Here is a 17,577-nt window from a genome sequence, read left to right on the forward strand (position 1 = left end):
TGACGCCGCGCGAGGAGCGGGTGCTGCGCATGCGTTTCGGCATCGGCATGAACACCGACCACACCCTGGAAGAGGTCGGCCAGCAGTTCAGCGTGACCCGCGAACGCATCCGTCAGATCGAGGCCAAGGCGCTGCGGAAGCTGAAGCACCCCAGCCGGTCGCGCAAACTGCGGTCCTTCCTGGACAGCTGATTACGGAAAGGGCGGCTCCAGCGAGCCGCCCTTTTTTCTTACTTGCCTTCGAAGATCGGGGCGAAGCCGCCCCACATCATGCGCTTGCCGTCGAACGGCATGTCCATGTCGGCGAAGCCCGGATCGTTCTCCATCTGCTGCCAGCAGGCGTCGGCCGTGGCGCGGTCGGGCCAGCGCAGCCAGGAAAAGACCACGGCCTCTCCTTCTTCCAGCTTCACCGCCAGGTCGAAACCGGTGACCTTGCCGGGCGGGATGTCCTCGCCCCAGGTCTCGATCTGCTCCAGGGCGCCGTATTTCTGGAACAGGGGCCAGGATTTGCGGGCGGATTCGATATAGCGATCCTTGTCCGCGATTTTCACGGGGGTCAGGAAGCCGGTGACATAGGCCATGGGTCGTGTCCTCTTTGTTGGGCTGCTGAGCGCGGCCGGGGGGGCAGGCGGTAGGCGAGGCGGCAGGCGGTCGTCTTGGCGTGAAACGACAGGACGAAAGGCGGGGCGGCGTCAGCCGGCCGCGTCGGCGGCGGCGTGCAGGGCGGCGATGTCGATCTTCTTCATGGTCATCATGGCCTCGAACGCGGCCTTGGCGCGGGCGGGGTTCGGGTCGCTGTGGAAATCCATCAGCGCCTGGGGCGTGATCTGCCAGTTGACGCCCCAGCGGTCCTTGCACCAGCCGCACTGACTTTCCTGTCCGCCATTGCCGACGATGGCGTCCCACAGGCGGTCGGTCTCGGCCTGATCCTGGGTGAAGATCATGAAGGAGACAGCCTCGGTCTGGGGGAAGATGGGGCCGCCGTTCAGGCCCAGGAACGGCCGGCCCGCCAGGGTGAACCGCACCATCAGCTCGGTCCCCGCCGGGGCGGACGGATTGTCGGCCGGGGCGGCATGGACACTGTCGATACGGCTGTCGGGCAGGCCCAGCGAGACATAGAATTCGGCCGCCTGGCGCGCCTGGCCCAGGTCGTACCAGATGCAGGGGGTGATCGTGTCGGCCATCGGATAGTCTCCGTTTCGGACGATGGGAAAAGGCGTGGGCGGTCGGATCGTTGCGTTTGATGCGCCTATAGATTACATTAGTCAACCATGAAGTTAGAAAAAATAACTGATAATCGACGCCGCTATCATGATGCGTGCGGAACCGCCCTGGCCCTGGATATCCTGGGCGAGCGATGGGCGCTGTTGGTGGTGCGCGAGCTGATGCTGGGGCCAAAGCGGTTCGGCGATCTGCGCGCCAGCCTGCCGGGCGTCAGCGCCAATGTCCTGACCCAGCGGCTTGAGGGGCTGGAGGCCGCCAGTGTGCTGGTGCGCCGCCGCCTGCCACCCCCGGCGTCGGTCCAGGTCTATGAACTGACCGATTGGGGCCGCGAGGCCGAGCCGATCCTGAAGGTCATGGGCCGGTGGGCCGCTCGATCGCCCGACCACGATCCGACCCTGCCGCTCAGCGCCGTGTCCCTGATGCTGTCGATGCGGACGATGTTCGACGCGGACAAGTCGGCGGGGCAGGGCGCCGATCTGGGGTTCCGGTTCGGCGACGAAACCTATGTCGTGCGTGTGGCGCACGGGGTGCTGACGGCGGAACGCGGCGCTCTGGAGGGGCTGGAGGCGGTGATCGAAGGCCCGGTCGAGGCCGTGGCCGGGGTGCTGTACGGCGACCCCGCCGCGGTACGCGAACACATCGCCGCGACCCTGACGGTCGAAGGGGCGGTCGAGGCGCTGGTGCGCTTCAGTCGCTGGTTCGAGCTGCCCGTCAAGGCGCCGCGCCTGGCGCCGACCCCGGACCGATGATCTTGCAGGGCGCGGCGGGGCGGGGCAGTCTGGTCTCATGACCCAGCCCGCGCCCGGTGAACGCTACGCCTCGTTCAAGGCGTTTTATCCGTACTATATCCACGAGCACTCGAACCGGACGTGCCGGCGGATCCATGTGATCGGGACGGGTCTGGTGGTCGTGGTCGCCCTGGTGGCCCTGGCGACGCGCAACGCCTGGTGGCTGCTGGCCATGCCGGTGATCGGCTATGGCTTCGCCTGGGTGGGGCATTTCTTCTTCGAGAAGAACCGGCCGGCGACGTTCAAATATCCGCTGTGGAGTCTGATGGGCGACTGGCGGATGTTCTTCGAGACCGTCAGCGGCCAGCGCCGCTTCTGACCTGACCGATCAGCGGGCGCCCGAGGCCGTCGTGGCGCCGCGGGTGTCCTGCGCATGCAGGCTGGGGCGATCTTCCCACGAGGGCGGGCAGCCGTCGAAACGACCGGCGTCCTGAACCGTCAGCGTGCGGGTGTTCCAGCGCATGACCGGCTGCATCGAGGCGCGGCCGTGGCCGGTGTACAGATCCACCTTGGCGCCCTTGACCGCGCCGCCGGTGTCCGAGGCATACCAATAGCCGTCGTGGCGCGTGCCGTCGGGCATGCGCATGCCGACGGTTTCACGGATGAACAGGCGGGTGCGGCGCGGGATGACGCGCGGGTCGGTCGCGACCGTGCGCATGGCCACCGGACGGCAGCCCAGGGAATCGTTGCCCGTCGCCCCGCCGCCGCCCGCATGATAAAGCGTGGCGCGCGCTCGCCAGTCGGGTTCGGCCTGCATCAGGGCGTGCTGTTCGTCGGTCAGAGCCATGTCCGCCGCGGCGTCTGCGCTGCTGGTGTCATCGGTGGCCGGAGCCGCAGCCTCGGCCGCGATGATGGCGGCGTAGCTGACCGGTTCCGCCGACGCCCCGCTGAGGGCGAGCGACCAGATGACGACGAGCGCAGCGGCAGTGCGAAGCATGGAATCGACGTGGGGAGGCTCCGGTCCCCGAGCGACCGGCGGGCGGGCTTTTGATCTGCGTCTGTGGCGGAAACATGGCGAACCCTGTCGGGTGAGACTATTTGTCCACAGGGTCTGTGCAACGCTCCAAGGGTCGATAATGCAGCCCAAGTCTGGTCATGTTTCGGACGAGGATATGAAAACTGTATTCGTCGGTCATCCTTATTTCTAAGGTCATTGGACGCGCGCATATACACAGAAATAACGACACCGTGATCTGATGTATGAAGCATCAACTGTTGCGGAGTGTCATTGTCGCGCAATCGACATGGGGGTGGTTCCTGGCGACGCGACAAGTCGGCGCTGGACGGGCGGGCGGGGGCGGCTTAACCGGAAGGTCTGAACCCCAGCCGCACACCGGATCTGTCAGCCATGAAGCGCCTCGTTCTCGCCGTCGCCGCCGTCGCCGTTCTGGCCGCGCCCGCCGCCCAGGTCTCGGCCTGGGGCAGCACCGGACACCGCTTGGTCGGCATGGCCGCCATCCGCGCCCTGCCGGACGAGCTGCCGGCCTTCCTGCGCACGCCCGGCGCCGTGGCCGACATCGGCGAACTGGCGCGCGAACCGGACCGCTGGAAGGGCGCCGGCCAGCCGCACGACCGCGAGCGCGACACCGCCCATTTCGTCGACATGGACGATGCGGGGCGGGTCATGAACGCTTCCGGCCCGGCCATCGACGCCCTGCCGCGCCTGAAGTCGGAATATGACGCCGCCCTGATCGCGGCGGGGACCAACGTCAACGATGCGGGATACCTGCCCTACGCCATCATGGACGGCTGGCAGCAGGTCGTGCGCGACTTCGCCTATATCCGCGTGCTGAACGCCGCCGAGGCGCGCGAGACCAACCCGGAGCGCCGCGCCTGGTATCGGGTGGATCGGGAACGCCGCGAGGCCCTGACCCTGCGCGACATCGGGGTGCTGGCCCACTATGTCGGCGACGCCTCGCAGCCGCACCACACGACCATCCACTACAATGGCTGGGACCGGAACACGCCCAATCCCGAGGGCTTCACCACCTCGCGCCAGACCCACAGCGATTTCGAGAACGCCTTCACCAGTCGGGTCGCGCGCCTGGACATGGTCGAAGCCGCCATGCCGGCCTTCAGTGACCGCGCCGTCGACATGAACGGCCGCATCGCCACCTATCTGCGCACCACCCTGACGCAGGTCACGCCCTTCTATCGCCTGCAGAAGGCCGGGGCGTTCCGCGACACCGACGCGCGCGGGGCCGAGTTCGTGACCGCCCGCCTGGGTGCCGGCGCGGCCGAGCTGCGCGACCTGATCGTCCTGGCCTGGCGCGCCTCGGGCGAGACGACCATCGGCTGGCCCGCCATCAAGGTGGCCGAGGTCGAGGCCGGGACCATCGATCCGTGGCTGTCCATGATCGGCGATGACTGAGGACGTCGCCGCCGGCCCCCGGCCGCCCGTCGTCATCCTGGACAAGCCGCAGCTGGCCGACAACATCGGCGCCGTGGCGCGGGTGATGGCCAATTTCGGCCTGACGGACCTGCGTCTGGTCAGGCCCCGCGACGGCTGGCCCCAGGATCGCGCCTGGGCCGCCGCATCCGGCGCCGACTGGGTTCTGGACGATCTGAAGGTGTTCGACAGCGTGGCTGCGGCCGTCGCCGACCTGACCACCGTCTTCGCGACCACGGCCCGCCCGCGCGAGACGCGCCAGCCGGTGCGAACCCCGCGCGAATCCGCCCGGCTGCTGTATGACGATGCGGCGTCGGCCTTGCGCGTCGGCCTGTTGTTCGGGGGCGAGCGGGCGGGGCTGGAGACCACCGACATCGCCCTGTGCCACGGCATCGTCACCATCCCCATCGACCCGCGCCACCATTCGCTGAACCTGGCCCAGGCTGTGGCGATCAACGCCTATGAGTGGCGCACCCTGGTGCTAGACGCCCCGCCGCCGAAATTCCGCGAAGGCGACCCGCCGGCGCCGGGCGCCATCCTGCTGGGCATGTACGAGCATCTGGAGCGCGAACTGGACGCGGGCGGCTTCTTCCATCCGCCCGAGAAGAAGCGGTCCATGAGCCAGAACCTGCGCGTCATGCTGGGCCGCGCCGCCTTCACCGAACAGGAGGCCGCCACCTTCCGCGGCGTGATCCACGCCCTGTCGCAGGGGCGGGGGCGGGTGCTGGCCAAGCTGGCGGCCAAGAAGACCGACCAGGGATGAAGGCGGTTCTGGTCTATCCGCTGGCGGCCGTGGCGGAAATCGCCGGCTGTTTCGCCTTCTGGGCCTGGCTGAAGCTGGACCGGTCGCCGTTGTGGCTGGTTCCCGGCGTGGCCTGTCTGATCGCCTTCGCCTGGCTGTTGACCCTGATCCCGGCCGAGGCGGCGGGGCGGGCGTTCGCGGCCTATGGCGGGGTCTATATCTGCGCCAGCCTGATCTGGATGGCCACGGTCGAGCGGACGGCGCCGGACCGCTGGGATCTGATCGGCGGCCTGGCGTGCATAGTCGGCGCGGCGATCATCCTGTTCGGCCCCAGGGGGTGATCGGCGAGGGTGATCGGCAAGGTTGATCCCGCTGACCGACCGCTGTAGACGCCGCCCTGTTGGGGAGTAGCTTCCGGCGCCCATCAAAGGCCGGGGTCGCGTCAACATGCTCGTGGTCCGAAAGACCCGTGGCGCGATCAGCGGAGACATCCGCCTAGCGAGACCAGCGTGCTTTGCGTCCCTTACCGGCTGGGGCGTGAAGGCGCTGTCTCATGCGTCCGGCGGATTCTGTTGCCATGACCCCCCTGTCCATCGCTGTCCTGTCGCTGAGCATGTCGACCGACGCCTTCGCCGCCGCCGTGGGACGCGGGGCGGCGCATCGCCCGCCCTTCCTGACCGCCGTGCGCAACGGTCTGGTGTTCGGGGTGATCGAGGCCATCACCCCCCTGATCGGCTGGGGCCTGGGCCTGATCGCGGCGGGGCTGGTGGAGAGGATCGATCACTGGATCGCCTTCGGCCTGCTGGTCGCGGTGGGACTGAAGATGATCTGGGAGGCGTTCCAGCCGGTGGACGAAGCCGACGCCGGCGCGCGCGCCGCCCGCAACGGCATGATTACCCTGGTGGCCACGGCCATCGGCACCTCGATCGATGCGGCGGCGGTGGGCGTGGGCCTGGCCTTCATCGGGGCCAACATCTGGATCATCGCCGCCTCGATCGGCTTCACCACCTTTGTCCTGACCACCCTCGGCATGCTGATCGGCAAGGCGGTGGGGGTGCGGTTCGGCAAGGCGGCCGAGTTCCTGGGCGGGATCGCCCTGATCGTCATCGGCGCTTCGATCCTGGCCGATCACATGGGCTGGGTGGGTTAGGACGCGCGCGACAGGCGGCCCGTCGCCACGGCGCCGATGACCTCCAGCAGCGCCTTGCCCAGGCACAGCAGCAGCACGGCCCAGGCCGGGGCGTTGAACGTCAGCATCAGCCAGGCGCCGACCAGAACCGTGACGTGCAGCACCACGATGCGGCCATAGGGACGGAACATCTCCAGCACCGGGCTGGCGTCGCGCCAGGCGCGCTTCATCCACCAGTCGCGGATCTGGGCGACCAGATGCAGCACGGCGACGGCCAGAACCGCCAGCCAGAAGCCGCCGTCGCCGAAGGTGCGGGCCCAGACGCCGCCCTGACCGTCCGCCCGTACGAAATCGTTCGCCAGGCTGAGGGCGAACACCAGATGGCCGATGCAGAAGACGCCATAGTGGACGACGAAGAAACAGCCGGTGGCCGCCGGGCTGCCCTCCTGCTCGGGGCGTCCGCCCTCGGCCGCCAGAATGCGCGGCAGGGTCAGAAGACCGATGACGATATTTTCGGCCCAGAACAGCAGCAGGATCTGCGCCGCGTCCCAGCCCAGAAAGGCGACGCCCAGCACCGGGATCAGATTGCCGGCCAGGATCAGGCCCAGGGTCCAGGCGGGGCCGGCGAACAGGCGGCGGGGGTCCAGTAAGGCCATGGCCCCTTGATGCCCGGCCAAGGCGTCTGCGCCAAGCGGCCGTCAGTCATCGTCAGGCGGCCTGCAGGGCGGGGCGTGACAGTGTGGCGCCATGCGATACGCCGCCTTGATCTTGAGTCTTCTTCTGACGCTGGCGCCGGGCGCGGTCTCGGCCCAGTCGATGAATGTGCCGCTGATCCTGCAACGGGTGCTGACCGAAATCTGCGGCCCGTTGATGCAGACCGATGACATGGCCGCGGCCCTGCGCACGGCGATGGAGCAGGGATACCGCCCCATCGACTGGTCCAAGACCGACGACTTTGATCCGGCCGATCCGCCGCGTCGGGTCGTGTTGAGCGGGGACGCCAGCCACATCGGCACCCTGACCCTGGCGCGGGGACGGCGGGGCCAGTGCGCCATCGACATGGCCGAGGCGGGCGTCCATCAGATCGTCGAACGCAGCGAAGAACACCTGAGCGCGCTGGGCCTGACGCTGGTCTATCAGGGCGGCGAAGGGCGCAATGTGGCGGCTGTCTGGACCGGCGAGGGGCGGGTGGCGGTGGCCCAGCCGGGGCTGACCTCGCCCGGCCATATGCTGGCGATCAGCTGGGACCGGCCTGTAGCGCCGTAAGGAAGGCGGGCACGGTTTCGGTCGCGGGGCCATAGACGCCGTCGTCGAACAGACGGGCGCCCAGGCTGGGCTCCAGATTGATCTCGACCGTCCGCGCCCCGGCCAGAGTCGCCGCCTGAACGAACCCGGCGGCCGGATAGACCGCCCCCGAGGTCCCGATCGACAGGAACAGGTCGCAGCCGTCCAGCGCCGCCTCGATCCGATGCATCTCCAGCGGCCTTTCCCCGAACCAGACGATGTGCGGCCGCAGCCAGCCGTCGGGGCTGAAGGGGCTGTCATGACGGGCGTCCAGATCGCCCGCCCAGTCGCAGACCCGACCGGTGGCGGTGCAGGCCGCCTTCAGCAGCTCGCCGTGCATGTGGATCAGGTCGAAGCCCGGCCCGGGCGGCGTCTCGGCATGGGCGCGGTCGTGCAGATCGTCGACATTCTGGGTCACCAGCATGACCCGGCCGGGCCAGCGGGCGGCGAAGTCGGCGATGGCGCGGTGGGCGGCGTTGGGCTGCACCTGGGCCAGCTGGCGGCGGCGCCTGTTGTAGAAGTCCTGAACCAGGGCGGGATTGGCGGCGAAGCCTTCGGGGGTGGCGACTTCCTCGATGCGATGGCCTTCCCACAAACCGTCCGAGGCGCGAAAGGTCGGCACGCCGGATTCCGCCGAAACGCCCGCGCCGGTCAGGATGACGATGTTGCGGTGATTACATGTTGCCGAATCCATCGCGGAATTCAGTCCCCCGCGCGTCGATCAAACATGTGGTTGCTGGGCCACCAGAGGTTCGGACCTTTGGGTGCGGGTTCCTCCTGAGTAGGGCTGTGCAAGTCGGCGTCGATCCCGCACCAATCCCAAGTCCCAGAGGTTCGGGCGGCGTATCCGGAGACGACGAGACTGTCGCTCAGGTCCCGTCCGTCCTCACTGATGATCCGGCCCCGCACCCGGCCATCGTCATCGGCAGTGGAGATCGGGACGACCTTCCATCTGTCGCCCCTGACTACGCCGTCCAAGAGAAGGGTCTGCGCTTCGAGACGTGCATGACCGGCCAGGGCGGCCTCTGCCCAGCACTTCGCCCATGGACCTAATTCCGGCGCGTCCACATCGGCCAGTCTGACAAGAACCCCATCGACGATAACCGTGTCGCCATCGAGGACTGAGACTTTCTGACTTGAGCGCATCAGCGGCTCGTTGACGACATCGTTCGGTGCTTCGCAGGCGCTGAGAGCGACAAGGGCGATCACGAGCAACAGGCTTCGCATTGACGTACTCCGGGCGATTTCCCCATAGACTATGGGAACGCCTTCAGGAGATTCCCATGAAAACCCGCGCCGCCGTCGCCTTCGAGGCCAAACGTCCGCTTGAGATCGTCGAGGTCGATCTGGAAGGCCCGCGCGCCGGCGAGGTGCTGATCGAGATCAAGGCCACGGGCATCTGCCACACCGACGCCTATACGCTGGACGGGCTGGACAGCGAGGGCATTTTCCCGTCGATCCTGGGGCATGAGGGCGCCGGCGTGGTGGTCGAGGTGGGGCCGGGCGTGACCAGCGTCGAGGTCGGCGACCATGTGATCCCGCTGTACACGCCCGAATGCCGCCAGTGTAAGTCGTGCCTGAGCCGCAAGACCAATCTGTGCACCTCGATCCGGGCGACGCAAGGGAAAGGGCTGATGCCCGACGGCACCAGCCGCTTCAGCTACAAGGGCCAGGCCATCGCCCACTACATGGGCTGTTCGACCTTTTCGAACTACACCGTCCTGCCCGAGATCGCGGTGGCCAAGATCCGCAAGGACGCGCCCTTCGACAAGGCCTGCTACGTCGGTTGCGGCGTGACCACGGGCGTGGGCGCGGTGGTCAACACCGCCAAGGTCGAGCCGGGCGCTAACGCCGTGGTGTTCGGCCTGGGCGGCATCGGGCTGAACGTCATCCAGGGGCTGAAGATGGTCGGCGCCGACATGATCGTCGGCGTCGATATCAACAACGACAAGGAAGAATGGGGCCGCCGCTTCGGCATGACCCATTTCGTCAACCCGAAAGAGGTGTCGGATGTGGTGGCCCATCTGGTCGAGATGACCGGCGGCGGCGCCGACTACACCTTCGACTGCACCGGCAATACGGTGGTCATGCGCCAGGCGCTGGAAGCCTGCCACCGCGGCTGGGGTGAAAGCGTCGTCATCGGCGTGGCCGAGGCGGGCAAGGAGATCGCCACCCGCCCGTTCCAGCTGGTCACCGGCCGCGTCTGGCGTGGTTCGGCCTTCGGCGGCGCGCGCGGCCGCACCGACACGCCCAAGATCGTCGACTGGTACATGGACGGCAAGATCGAGATCGATCCGATGATCACCCACACCCTGCCGCTGGAGCGCATCAACGAGGCCTTCGACCTGATGCACGAGGGCAAGAGCATCCGCTCGGTGGTGGTGTTCTGATTGTCCGTTGCATAAAGCAACTGACGTGGGCTAGGCTGCCCGCCTGAACGATACGGGGAGAGAGAAACGATGTTCACCCATGTGGTCCTGGGCGCCAATGACGTCGAGGCGTCACGCCGGTTCTATGATGCGGCGCTCGGCGCCCTGGGGCTGGCGGCGAGCCAGCCTGACGGCAAGGGGCGGTATTGGTGGCGCACCGAGCGCGGCGCCTTTGCGGTCGGCAAGCCGCTGGACGGAGAGGCGGCGTGTCACGCCAATGGCGGCACCCTGGGCTTCCACGCCAAGACGCCCGAAATGGTCCAGGCCTTCCACGATGCGGGCGTGGCGGCGGGCGGACGGTCGATCGAAGATGCGCCCGGGCCGCGTCAGGGACCGTTCGGGCCGCTGGTTCTGGCCTATCTGCGCGACCCCGACGGCAACAAGATCTGCGCCCTTCATCGGCCGGGGTGAAACGTTGAGCCGATGCTAGCGGTGTGCTATCATCGTGTATGGCTCAGGTTCTGGTGCGCGATCTGGACGACAATCTTGTCGCCCGCCTCAAGGTGATGGCGAAGGCGGAGAAGGTGTCTCTGGAGCAGAAATTCAGGGACATGGCGGCGCGCGAAGCCCTGGAGCTTGAGGCGCGCTTTGAAGAGGTGTCGCGCCGATCGCGTGAACAGACCCGTGGATCTCCGCTGGATTCCACCGCACTCATCCGTGAAGACCGCGACCGTTGAGCGCCGTCTTCGACGCCAGCGTGGTCGTCAAATGGTTCATCGACGATCCGTTGACCGACGCGGCGATCGGTGCGCGCCGGACGTATGGCGCGGCCGTTGCGCCGGACCTGATACTGATCGAGGCCGCCAATGCGTTTCGTCGCTATGTGGTGCGGGGCGATCTGCAGTCTTCGGCGGCGCGGGACAATCTGGCCGTTATCGCGTCCCTGGTCGATGTGGCGGACCACGGTGATCTTCTGGCCGAGGCCTTCGCCCTGGCCTGTGACCTCAACCACTCCATGACCGACTGTCTATACGCCGTGCTGGCGCGTCGCCGCGCTCTGCCCCTCATCACCGCAGACGGCAAGCTGGCGCGCAAGCTGCACCAGATCGAGGGCGTCGATGTTCGCCTGTTGAATTTTCCGGAAAGTGTCGCGTGACCCTGCAAACCACAAAGACCCACGCCGTCCACGGCGGAACCTTGCGCTATCTGAAGCACGACAGCGCTGTGACCGGCACGCCCATGACCCTGTCGGTTTTCGTCCCGCCGGGCGAGGGGCCGTTTCCGGTTCTGATCTGGCTGTCGGGCCTGACCTGCACCGAGGACAATTTCACCACCAAGGCCGGGGCCTATCGCGCGGCGGCGGAGCATGGCGTCATCATCGTGGCGCCCGACACCTCGCCGCGCGGGCCGGATTTGAAGGGCGGGGGCGTGGCCGACGATCCGGCCTATGACCTGGGCCAGGGGGCGGGTTTCTATGTCGATGCGACGCAAGAGCCGTGGGCGCCGCATTTCCGCATGGAGACCTATGTCGTCCAGGAGCTGATCGCCCTGATCGACGCCGAGTTTCCGACCACCAGGACGCGGTCGATCAGCGGCCATTCGATGGGCGGGCATGGGGCGCTGACCCTGGCGCTGAACCATCCTGGCCTGTTCCGCTCGGTGTCGGCCTTTGCGCCGATTTCATCGCCGACCCGGTGTCCGTGGGGCGAGAAGGCCTTGAGCGCCTATCTGGGACCAAATGAAGGAGATGGCCGGGCCGCCTGGGCGCGGCATGATGCGGCCCTGCTGATCGAAGCGGGCGCGGCGCGCGGGGTCTATGACGACATCCTGGTGGACCAGGGGGACGCCGATGCATTTCTGGTCGAACAGCTGAAGCCCGAGCTGCTGACGGCGGCGGCCGAAGCGGCAGGGCAGGGCCTGACCCTGCGGATGCAGCCGGGCTACGACCACTCCTACTTCTTCATGGCCAGCTTCATCGCCGACCACATCGCCTTCCACGCCGCGCGGCTGCGGGGGGCGGTGGCGTGAGCTACGATCCGGCGATGCACGAACGCCTGGCGCCCATGTTCGCGGATCTGTGTGTCGAGCTGGGCTTCTGTCTGCATGACAAGGGTCAGCGCAAGGTCGTCGAGGCGCTGGAGAGGGGACTGGACGCCGGTGTCGAGGCGGTTTTCCGCGCCGAGGGCGTGGACATGCCCTCCACGTCCGGCGACCTGCGCCGGGCGGTCCGCGACTGTCTGAAGGCGCACGTCGCGGGTCGTTAGACGATCAGGTTCAGCCGGCCCTCGACGCGCCGGTGGCTGCGCCCCCGCAGGCGACGGCGCTGGCGCAGGCAATCGTGCAGGGCGTCGGCGACGTCCAAAATCTGTTCGTCGGTCATCCGCTCGGACAGGTCCATCAGCCGGTCCATCAGGCGCGCGATCTGCGCGTCATTGGGCGCTGCGGAGGCATAGGGCGGGGGCTGGCCCATGGCGGGCTCCTTTCCGGCAAGGGAACGGGATGTGCGCCGCGTCGTTCCCACCAATCGTGCCTAACGGCCATTAGCCAAAAAATCGGTCCTGGACGTCTTGGGTTCGTCGCCCGAACGCCTAGATGAGGGCCAGACCCGATCCCCCGATCCCCTGAATCCAAGGAGCCTGTCATGGCCTTCACCCTTCCCCCGCTGCCCTATGCCTATGACGCCCTGGAGCCGGCCATCGATCAGGAGACGATGACCTTCCACCACGACAAGCACCACCAGACCTATGTCGACAACCTGAACAAGGCGGTGGACGCGGACAGCGCGCTGCAGGGGCAATCGCTGGAACAGATGTTCGCCAAGATGTCGAACCTGCCCAAGGCCGTGCGCAACAACGGCGGCGGCCACTGGAACCACAGCCTGTTCTGGGAACTGCTGGCGCCGGTCGGCGAGACGGGCGAGCCGTCGGCCGAATTGGCCGCCGCCATCGACCGCGATCTGGGCGGCTTCGACAAGTTCAAGGAAGACTTCAACGCCGCCGGCGCGGGCCAGTTCGGTTCGGGCTGGGCCTGGCTGATCGTTCAGGACGGCAAGCTGAAGATCACCTCGACCCCCAATCAGGACAATCCGCTGATGGATGTGGCCGATGAAAAGGGCGCCGTGGTCCTGGGCGCCGACGTGTGGGAGCACGCCTATTACCTGAAGTACCAGAACCGCCGGGCCGATTATCTGAAGGCGTTCTGGACCGTGGTGAACTGGAACAAGGTCAACGCGCTGTTCGCGGCGGCAAGCAACTAAAAGTTGCTAAGGCAGGCTCATTGCAGTCTATATTTGTATAAATGGCCCGGTTCGACGCCGGGCCATTTATACCTGAGGTTATATTATAGCCTCATGCGCATTAGGTAGTTGAACAGGCTTGGCTTTCGACGCTCTGTTAACAGGCGTCGCGCTAGGAGGCTCGCTCTGCTGACAGAAAGTTTGGCGAGCGATGAAGTTTTTCACCTGTCTGGTCGAAGACCATGACCTGATGCTGGTGGGCTTGGCGGCCCTGATTTGCGTGATCGGGTCGCTGGTGACCAGCCGCATGTTCCGCAAGACCCGCGACAGTTGGGGCGCGGCGCGGATGTCGTGGCTGTTCATGGGGGCCGTGGCGGGCGGCGCCACCATCTGGTGCACCCATTTCGTGGCCATGCTGGCCTATCGCCCCGGCGTGGACGTCAGCTATGCGCCGGTGCTGACCGGGGTGTCGCTGCTGATCGCCATCGCCGGATGCGCGGCCGCCCTGTGGCTGGGCGCGCGGCGCGTGCGCTTCGGCGCCGAGATCGGCGGCGCGGCCTTTGGCCTGACCGTGACGTCCATGCACTATACCGGCATGGCGGCCTTCACCGCCGAGGCGCTGGTGATCTGGTCGCTGCCCTATGTGGCGACGTCTGTGGTCGCGGCGGTGGTCGGCGGGGCTGCAGCCTTCAACCTGGCGTCGCGCGAGACGAAGCACGGGCTGGCGCTGTCGACCCTGGCGCTGGTTCTGACCATCGTGGCGCTGCATTTCACCGGTATGGGCGCCCTGACCGTGCTGCCCCTGGCGCCGGCCGACGGCATGCTGAACGGGCACGACGCCTCGAACCTGATGGCCGGCGGGGTGGCGGTGGTCGGCCTGCTGATCCTGGGCACGGCGGCCGCCAGCCATGTGCTGGAAGAGCAGATGACGCGCCTGTCGCGCGCCCAGCTGAACAGCCTGATCCAGGGCAGCGTCGACGGCATGCTGGTGGAAGGCGATGGGGTCATCCTGGTCGCCAACAGCGCCTTCGCCGAGCTGTGTAGGGTCCAGCCGGGCGATCTGACGGAACAGACCGTCGCGCGGTGGATCGAGGACGCCGGACAGATGCCCGAAGGCGTGCTGATCCAGAGCCGGTTGACTCCCGTCGAGGGCGAGCCGGTGCCCGTCGAGATCGCCGTGCGTCATGAAACCAGCCAGGACGGCCGCCGGTCGTTCCGCATCTTCGCGGTGCGCGATCTGCGCGCGCGCCTGGCCCAGGAACGCCGCATCACGCATCTGGCCCGCAATGACAGCCTGACGGGCCTGCCCAATCGCGCGTCATTCCTGGAGAAGCTGAACCGCGCCGCGACCGGCGCCCTGGGGCCGCGCTTCGCCCTGCTGGCCATCGACCTGGACCGGTTCAAGGAGGTCAACGACCTGTATGGTCACGCCGTTGGCGACCATCTGCTGATCCATGTGGCCGAGCAGATGAAAGGCGCTCTGAAGGACGGGGAGTTCGTGGCGCGCCTGGGCGGTGACGAGTTCGTGGTCATCACCCCCGCCGCCGACCGGGTCGAGGCGATGGAGGCCGCCGAACGGATGCGCGCCGCCATACTGACGCCGACCCTGGCCGAGCATGCCGAGATCCAGTGCGGGGCCGCGGTCGGTCTGGCGCTGTGGCCGGACGACGCGGAAGAACCTTCTGTGCTGATCAATGACGCCGACCTGGCCATGTATCGGGCCAAGGCGTCGCTGACGACCGACATCTGCTTCTACGAAGAGGCCATGGACGAGGCCGTGCGCCAGCGGCGACGCCTGACCCAGGGCCTGCGCGAGGCGCTGGAGAACGACCGGTTCGAGCTGCATTATCAGCTGCAGGCCTCGGTCGAGACGGGGCAGGTGACCGGCTATGAGGCCCTGCTGCGCTGGCGCCAGGTGGACGGAAGCTACATCTCGCCCGTCGACTTCATCCCGGTGGCCGAGGACACGGGCATGATCCTGCCGATCGGGGAATGGGTGCTGCGTCGCGCCTGCACCGAGGCGGCCGGCTGGACCGAGCCGCACCGCATCGCGGTCAATCTGTCGCCGGTGCAGCTGTCGCATGTCGATCTGCCGCGCCTGGTGCACCAGATCCTGATCGACACCGGCCTGTCGCCCAGCCGGCTGGAGCTGGAGATCACCGAGACGGCCATGATTACCGACATGGAGCGCACCATCCATGTGCTGCGCCAACTCAAGCTTCTGGGCGTGTCGGTGGCGATGGACGATTTCGGCACTGGCTATTCATCGCTGTCGACGTTGCGGGCCTTCCCGTTCGACAAGATCAAGCTGGACCGATCCTTCATGTCGGAGCTGGACGGCAGTCCCCAGTCGCGCGCCATCATCCGCGCCGTTCTGGCCCTGGGCGAAAGCCTGGACATCCCGGTGCTGGCCGAAGGGGTGGAGACGCAGGACCAGCTGGAGTTCCTGAAGGCCCAGGGCTGCGATCAGGTCCAAGGCTATCTGCTGGGCCGGCCCCAGCGCATGGGCGCCGAGGCGGGCCAGGCGAAACAGGTCGTCGCGGCCTGACGCTTGACTCCGACGGGCGGGGCGTCGATAAGCCCCGCCTTCACGCCCCGGTCGCAAGCCCGGGGCGCGACCCATTACGGACGATGCGTGGACCGCCGTTGAGATCGTTCTCCCAATCCTGGGGGAACCGGGCCGCATCCGCATAGAGAGACGACGTATGTCGAAGCGCCACAGCGCCAAGTACAAGATCGACCGCGCCATGGGTGAAAACCTGTGGGGCCGTTCCAAGTCCCCGGTCAACAAGCGTTCCTACGGCCCCGGCCAGCACGGCCAGCGCCGCAAGTCCAAGGTTTCCGACTTCGGCCTGCAACTGAAGGCCAAGCAGAAGCTGAAGGGCTACTACGGCAACCTGACCGAGAAGCAGTTCCGCAAGACCTATGACGAGGCCGCGCGCCGCAAGGGCAATACGCCCGAGAACCTGATCGGCCTGCTGGAAGCCCGTCTGGACGCCGTGGTCTATCGCGCCAAATTCGTGCCGACCGTCTGGGCCGCCCGTCAGTTCGTCAACCACGGCCACGTGACCGTCAACGGCAAGAAGGTGAACATCGCCTCGTACCGTCTGTCGGTCGGCGATGTGGTCGAGGTGAAGGAAAAGTCGCGCAACATGGCCCTGGTGCTGGAAGCCCAGCAGTCGTCGGAACGCGACGTGCCCGACTATCTGGAAATCGGCGATCGCGGCTTCTCGGTCCGCGTGGCCCGCGTGCCGGAACTGGCCGATGTGCCGTATCCGGTGAAGATGGAGCCGAACCTGGTGGTCGAATACTACTCGTCCTAAGGGACGGGCGGTTTCCCCCAAAGGAAACGACAGGGGCCCCGGAGCGATCCGGGGCCTTTTGCTTGGCCGGTTCCTTTTCGACGCGAAACAGCGCATCCTGACATCGGACAAGGGCTGGGCCGGGAGGCTGGAGATGAAACACGCCGTCGTGCTCGGCCTGATCGCCGCGCCCCTGCTGGCCGGTTGCGGGCATCTGCCCTGGGGGGCGGACCGTCCGACGGTTCAGGCGCCCATGCCCGGACAGCTGGAGCCCCTGCACGCCGCCGCCTTCGGCAAGGACGTGGCCGTGTTCTGGGTCACCTCGAACGGATGCACCGACAAGGCCGATCTTAAACCCATCGTCAGCCGTCAGGGCGGGGAAGCCGTCATCACCCTGCGCCGGCTGGAGGAAGACCGCTGCGACCGGCCGTTGGCCGACGGGGTCGAGGTGAAATGGTCGTTCGAGGAGCTGGGCCTGATCCCCGGCGACCGGATTTCGGTGAACAATCCCCTGCAACTGCCCCAGACCTGACGGGCGTTCATCGGCGGTTCAGCCGAAGCCAAGGCAGATGGCGGCGCAAGCTGAACCATAAGGGGAAACCACCATGCTGCGTCTCGCTCTCGCCATCGCCATCGCCGCGCCGCTGCTGTCGGGCTGCATCATCATCGCCACCGACAAGCCCACCACCCGCGTGGTGCATCAGGCCCCGGCGGCGGACGCCGGCTGATGCGGCTGGCGATCCTGGCGGGGGCGGCGATCTCGTCGCTCCTGCTGTCGGCCTGTGTGGTGCATGTGAACGACGACGGGCCGCGCCGCGTCGGGCGGGACGTGTCGATCTCGATCCAGTCGCGGGATCTGGAGCCGGTGCGCGCCGCGCGCGTGGCGGACGGCCGTTTCTTCGTGCGCGTGAACTCGAACGGCTGCACCGACGCCAGCGATTTCGACGTGCATGTCGAGGTGTCGGACGGTGGCGCGGTGGGCCTGGGCGTCCAGCGCACGGACGCCGACCTGTGCAAGGCCCTGGTCCCCGACGGGGTGGAGCTGAGCTGGTCGCTGGCCGATCTGGAGGTCACGGCGCCGGGGCCGTTCCGCCTGCTGAACCCGCTGGCGCTCTA

27 protein-coding genes are annotated in these 17,577 nt (G+C 67.3%); 20 read left to right on the forward strand and 7 right to left on the reverse strand.

Annotated elements, in window-relative coordinates; genetic code table 11:
- The coding region (locus Q0581_RS00045) for a sigma factor-like helix-turn-helix DNA-binding protein (RefSeq protein WP_298696118.1) at positions 1 to 191 on the forward strand (191 nt) is incomplete at its 5' end.
- Between the two features lie 38 nt (positions 192 to 229).
- On the opposite strand, the gene Q0581_RS00050 is transcribed toward Q0581_RS00045, so the two are convergent.
- The gene (locus tag Q0581_RS00050; protein WP_298696119.1) at positions 230 to 580 is read right to left on the reverse strand and encodes a DUF1428 domain-containing protein; all 351 of its coding nucleotides are present in this window, start codon (positions 578 to 580) and stop codon (positions 230 to 232) included.
- A 111-nt stretch (positions 581 to 691) separates the two neighbouring features.
- Positions 692 to 1,183 (reverse strand): VOC family protein, encoded by a 492-nt coding sequence (locus Q0581_RS00055; RefSeq protein ID WP_298696120.1) that lies wholly within the window; start codon positions 1,181 to 1,183, stop codon positions 692 to 694.
- 87 nt (positions 1,184 to 1,270) lie between these two features.
- On the opposite strand from Q0581_RS00055, the gene Q0581_RS00060 reads away from it, so the two are divergent.
- Both Q0581_RS00060 and Q0581_RS00065 read left to right on the forward strand, forming a co-directional pair.
- Entirely contained in the window at positions 1,271 to 1,972 is a 702-nt protein-coding gene (locus Q0581_RS00060) for a winged helix-turn-helix transcriptional regulator (RefSeq protein WP_298696122.1), read from the forward strand.
- 37 nt (positions 1,973 to 2,009) lie between these two features.
- Complete coding sequence (locus Q0581_RS00065; protein ID WP_298696124.1) at positions 2,010 to 2,330, forward strand: Mpo1-like protein; 321 nt, start codon at positions 2,010 to 2,012, stop codon at positions 2,328 to 2,330.
- Between the two features lie 9 nt (positions 2,331 to 2,339).
- Here the strand turns inward: Q0581_RS00065 and Q0581_RS00070 are convergent, their stop codons facing one another.
- Positions 2,340 to 2,948 (reverse strand): 3D domain-containing protein, encoded by a 609-nt coding sequence (locus Q0581_RS00070; RefSeq protein WP_298696125.1) that lies wholly within the window; start codon positions 2,946 to 2,948, stop codon positions 2,340 to 2,342.
- A gap of 411 nt (positions 2,949 to 3,359) precedes the next feature.
- Between Q0581_RS00070 and Q0581_RS00075 the strand changes: the two genes are divergently transcribed.
- The 4 genes from Q0581_RS00075 (at position 3,360) to Q0581_RS00090 (ending at position 6,292) form a co-directional block, all read left to right on the forward strand.
- Entirely contained in the window at positions 3,360 to 4,382 is a 1,023-nt protein-coding gene (locus tag Q0581_RS00075) for a S1/P1 Nuclease (RefSeq protein WP_298696127.1), read from the forward strand.
- Entirely contained in the window at positions 4,375 to 5,163 is a 789-nt protein-coding gene (locus Q0581_RS00080; protein WP_298696129.1) for an RNA methyltransferase, read from the forward strand. The genes Q0581_RS00075 and Q0581_RS00080 overlap by 8 nt, the downstream gene beginning before the upstream one ends.
- Positions 5,160 to 5,483, forward strand: coding sequence for a YnfA family protein (locus Q0581_RS00085; RefSeq protein WP_298696130.1), 324 nt, complete (start codon positions 5,160 to 5,162; stop codon positions 5,481 to 5,483). The genes Q0581_RS00080 and Q0581_RS00085 overlap by 4 nt, the downstream gene beginning before the upstream one ends.
- A 236-nt stretch (positions 5,484 to 5,719) precedes the next feature.
- Positions 5,720 to 6,292: a manganese efflux pump MntP family protein gene (locus Q0581_RS00090; RefSeq protein ID WP_298696131.1), complete on the forward strand. Its 573-nt coding sequence runs from the start codon at positions 5,720 to 5,722 to the stop codon at positions 6,290 to 6,292.
- Here Q0581_RS00090 and Q0581_RS00095 read toward each other — a convergent pair.
- The gene (locus tag Q0581_RS00095) at positions 6,289 to 6,927 is read right to left on the reverse strand and encodes a DUF6498-containing protein (RefSeq protein WP_298696133.1); all 639 of its coding nucleotides are present in this window, start codon (positions 6,925 to 6,927) and stop codon (positions 6,289 to 6,291) included. The genes Q0581_RS00090 and Q0581_RS00095 overlap by 4 nt on opposite strands.
- A gap of 91 nt (positions 6,928 to 7,018) precedes the next feature.
- On the opposite strand from Q0581_RS00095, the gene Q0581_RS00100 reads away from it, so the two are divergent.
- Positions 7,019 to 7,537 carry a hypothetical protein gene (locus Q0581_RS00100; protein WP_298696136.1) on the forward strand — a complete coding sequence of 173 codons (519 nt, stop codon included), beginning with the start codon at positions 7,019 to 7,021 and terminating at the stop codon, positions 7,535 to 7,537.
- On the opposite strand, the gene Q0581_RS00105 is transcribed toward Q0581_RS00100, so the two are convergent.
- Both Q0581_RS00105 and Q0581_RS00110 read right to left on the reverse strand, forming a co-directional pair.
- Complete coding sequence (locus Q0581_RS00105) at positions 7,509 to 8,249, reverse strand: NAD-dependent deacylase (RefSeq protein WP_298696138.1); 741 nt, start codon at positions 8,247 to 8,249, stop codon at positions 7,509 to 7,511. The genes Q0581_RS00100 and Q0581_RS00105 overlap by 29 nt on opposite strands.
- Positions 8,250 to 8,257: 8 nt before the next feature.
- Positions 8,258 to 8,782, reverse strand: coding sequence for a hypothetical protein (locus tag Q0581_RS00110; RefSeq protein WP_298696140.1), 525 nt, complete (start codon positions 8,780 to 8,782; stop codon positions 8,258 to 8,260).
- 56 nt (positions 8,783 to 8,838) lie between these two features.
- Between Q0581_RS00110 and Q0581_RS00115 the strand changes: the two genes are divergently transcribed.
- The 6 genes from Q0581_RS00115 to Q0581_RS00140 all read left to right on the forward strand — a co-directional run bounded on the left by Q0581_RS00115 (position 8,839) and on the right by Q0581_RS00140 (position 12,188).
- On the forward strand, positions 8,839 to 9,945 hold the full coding sequence (locus Q0581_RS00115; RefSeq protein WP_298696143.1) for an S-(hydroxymethyl)glutathione dehydrogenase/class III alcohol dehydrogenase: 1,107 nt from the start codon (positions 8,839 to 8,841) through the stop codon (positions 9,943 to 9,945).
- A 69-nt stretch (positions 9,946 to 10,014) separates the two neighbouring features.
- Positions 10,015 to 10,395 carry a VOC family protein gene (locus tag Q0581_RS00120; RefSeq protein ID WP_298696146.1) on the forward strand — a complete coding sequence of 127 codons (381 nt, stop codon included), beginning with the start codon at positions 10,015 to 10,017 and terminating at the stop codon, positions 10,393 to 10,395.
- A 53-nt stretch (positions 10,396 to 10,448) separates the two neighbouring features.
- Complete coding sequence (locus tag Q0581_RS00125) at positions 10,449 to 10,661, forward strand: hypothetical protein (protein ID WP_298696149.1); 213 nt, start codon at positions 10,449 to 10,451, stop codon at positions 10,659 to 10,661.
- On the forward strand, positions 10,658 to 11,080 hold the full coding sequence (locus tag Q0581_RS00130) for a type II toxin-antitoxin system VapC family toxin (protein ID WP_298696153.1): 423 nt from the start codon (positions 10,658 to 10,660) through the stop codon (positions 11,078 to 11,080). The genes Q0581_RS00125 and Q0581_RS00130 overlap by 4 nt, the downstream gene beginning before the upstream one ends.
- Positions 11,081 to 11,082: 2 nt before the next feature.
- Positions 11,083 to 11,952, forward strand: coding sequence for an S-formylglutathione hydrolase (gene fghA, locus Q0581_RS00135; protein ID WP_298696174.1), 870 nt, complete (start codon positions 11,083 to 11,085; stop codon positions 11,950 to 11,952).
- Positions 11,949 to 12,188 (forward strand): hypothetical protein, encoded by a 240-nt coding sequence (locus Q0581_RS00140; protein WP_298696156.1) that lies wholly within the window; start codon positions 11,949 to 11,951, stop codon positions 12,186 to 12,188. The genes fghA and Q0581_RS00140 overlap by 4 nt, the downstream gene beginning before the upstream one ends.
- Here Q0581_RS00140 and Q0581_RS00145 read toward each other — a convergent pair.
- Positions 12,185 to 12,394 carry a hypothetical protein gene (locus tag Q0581_RS00145; protein ID WP_298696159.1) on the reverse strand — a complete coding sequence of 70 codons (210 nt, stop codon included), beginning with the start codon at positions 12,392 to 12,394 and terminating at the stop codon, positions 12,185 to 12,187. The two genes, Q0581_RS00140 and Q0581_RS00145, sit on opposite strands and share 4 nt — an antisense overlap.
- A 171-nt stretch (positions 12,395 to 12,565) precedes the next feature.
- On the opposite strand from Q0581_RS00145, the gene Q0581_RS00150 reads away from it, so the two are divergent.
- The 6 genes from Q0581_RS00150 to Q0581_RS00175 form a co-directional block, all read left to right on the forward strand.
- Positions 12,566 to 13,180 carry a superoxide dismutase gene (locus Q0581_RS00150; RefSeq protein WP_298696162.1) on the forward strand — a complete coding sequence of 205 codons (615 nt, stop codon included), beginning with the start codon at positions 12,566 to 12,568 and terminating at the stop codon, positions 13,178 to 13,180.
- Between the two features lie 190 nt (positions 13,181 to 13,370).
- Positions 13,371 to 15,707 (forward strand): EAL domain-containing protein, encoded by a 2,337-nt coding sequence (locus Q0581_RS00155; RefSeq protein ID WP_298696164.1) that lies wholly within the window; start codon positions 13,371 to 13,373, stop codon positions 15,705 to 15,707.
- Between the two features lie 157 nt (positions 15,708 to 15,864).
- The gene (gene rpsD / locus Q0581_RS00160; RefSeq protein WP_298696166.1) at positions 15,865 to 16,482 is read left to right on the forward strand and encodes a 30S ribosomal protein S4; all 618 of its coding nucleotides are present in this window, start codon (positions 15,865 to 15,867) and stop codon (positions 16,480 to 16,482) included.
- Positions 16,483 to 16,615: 133 nt separating this feature from the next.
- The gene (locus tag Q0581_RS00165) at positions 16,616 to 16,993 is read left to right on the forward strand and encodes a hypothetical protein (protein ID WP_298696168.1); all 378 of its coding nucleotides are present in this window, start codon (positions 16,616 to 16,618) and stop codon (positions 16,991 to 16,993) included.
- A gap of 73 nt (positions 16,994 to 17,066) precedes the next feature.
- Positions 17,067 to 17,189, forward strand: a complete 123-nt coding sequence (locus Q0581_RS00170) for a hypothetical protein (protein WP_298696171.1) — start codon at positions 17,067 to 17,069, stop codon at positions 17,187 to 17,189.
- The coding region (locus tag Q0581_RS00175) for a hypothetical protein (RefSeq protein WP_298696172.1) at positions 17,189 to 17,577 on the forward strand (389 nt) is incomplete at its 3' end. The genes Q0581_RS00170 and Q0581_RS00175, both read left to right, overlap by 1 nt.

Source organism: uncultured Brevundimonas sp. (assembly GCF_937863155.1).
Classification (GTDB): domain Bacteria; phylum Pseudomonadota; class Alphaproteobacteria; order Caulobacterales; family Caulobacteraceae; genus Brevundimonas.

Coding starts and splice junctions, on each gene's coding strand:
- Q0581_RS00050 (WP_298696119.1), bottom strand. CDS start 580: ATGGCCTATGTCACCGGCTTCCTGACCCCCGTGAAAATCGCGGACAAG.
- Q0581_RS00055 (WP_298696120.1), bottom strand. CDS start 1,183: ATGGCCGACACGATCACCCCCTGCATCTGGTACGACCTGGGCCAGGCG.
- Q0581_RS00060 (WP_298696122.1), top strand. CDS start 1,271: ATGAAGTTAGAAAAAATAACTGATAATCGACGCCGCTATCATGATGCG.
- Q0581_RS00065 (WP_298696124.1), top strand. CDS start 2,010: ATGACCCAGCCCGCGCCCGGTGAACGCTACGCCTCGTTCAAGGCGTTT.
- Q0581_RS00070 (WP_298696125.1), bottom strand. CDS start 2,948: ATGCTTCGCACTGCCGCTGCGCTCGTCGTCATCTGGTCGCTCGCCCTC.
- Q0581_RS00075 (WP_298696127.1), top strand. CDS start 3,360: ATGAAGCGCCTCGTTCTCGCCGTCGCCGCCGTCGCCGTTCTGGCCGCG.
- Q0581_RS00080 (WP_298696129.1), top strand. CDS start 4,375: ATGACTGAGGACGTCGCCGCCGGCCCCCGGCCGCCCGTCGTCATCCTG.
- Q0581_RS00085 (WP_298696130.1), top strand. CDS start 5,160: ATGAAGGCGGTTCTGGTCTATCCGCTGGCGGCCGTGGCGGAAATCGCC.
- Q0581_RS00090 (WP_298696131.1), top strand. CDS start 5,720: ATGACCCCCCTGTCCATCGCTGTCCTGTCGCTGAGCATGTCGACCGAC.
- Q0581_RS00095 (WP_298696133.1), bottom strand. CDS start 6,927: ATGGCCTTACTGGACCCCCGCCGCCTGTTCGCCGGCCCCGCCTGGACC.
- Q0581_RS00100 (WP_298696136.1), top strand. CDS start 7,019: ATGCGATACGCCGCCTTGATCTTGAGTCTTCTTCTGACGCTGGCGCCG.
- Q0581_RS00105 (WP_298696138.1), bottom strand. CDS start 8,249: ATGGATTCGGCAACATGTAATCACCGCAACATCGTCATCCTGACCGGC.
- Q0581_RS00110 (WP_298696140.1), bottom strand. CDS start 8,782: ATGCGAAGCCTGTTGCTCGTGATCGCCCTTGTCGCTCTCAGCGCCTGC.
- Q0581_RS00115 (WP_298696143.1), top strand. CDS start 8,839: ATGAAAACCCGCGCCGCCGTCGCCTTCGAGGCCAAACGTCCGCTTGAG.
- Q0581_RS00120 (WP_298696146.1), top strand. CDS start 10,015: ATGTTCACCCATGTGGTCCTGGGCGCCAATGACGTCGAGGCGTCACGC.
- Q0581_RS00145 (WP_298696159.1), bottom strand. CDS start 12,394: ATGGGCCAGCCCCCGCCCTATGCCTCCGCAGCGCCCAATGACGCGCAG.
- Q0581_RS00150 (WP_298696162.1), top strand. CDS start 12,566: ATGGCCTTCACCCTTCCCCCGCTGCCCTATGCCTATGACGCCCTGGAG.
- Q0581_RS00155 (WP_298696164.1), top strand. CDS start 13,371: ATGAAGTTTTTCACCTGTCTGGTCGAAGACCATGACCTGATGCTGGTG.
- rpsD (WP_298696166.1), top strand. CDS start 15,865: ATGTCGAAGCGCCACAGCGCCAAGTACAAGATCGACCGCGCCATGGGT.
- Q0581_RS00165 (WP_298696168.1), top strand. CDS start 16,616: ATGAAACACGCCGTCGTGCTCGGCCTGATCGCCGCGCCCCTGCTGGCC.
- Q0581_RS00170 (WP_298696171.1), top strand. CDS start 17,067: ATGCTGCGTCTCGCTCTCGCCATCGCCATCGCCGCGCCGCTGCTGTCG.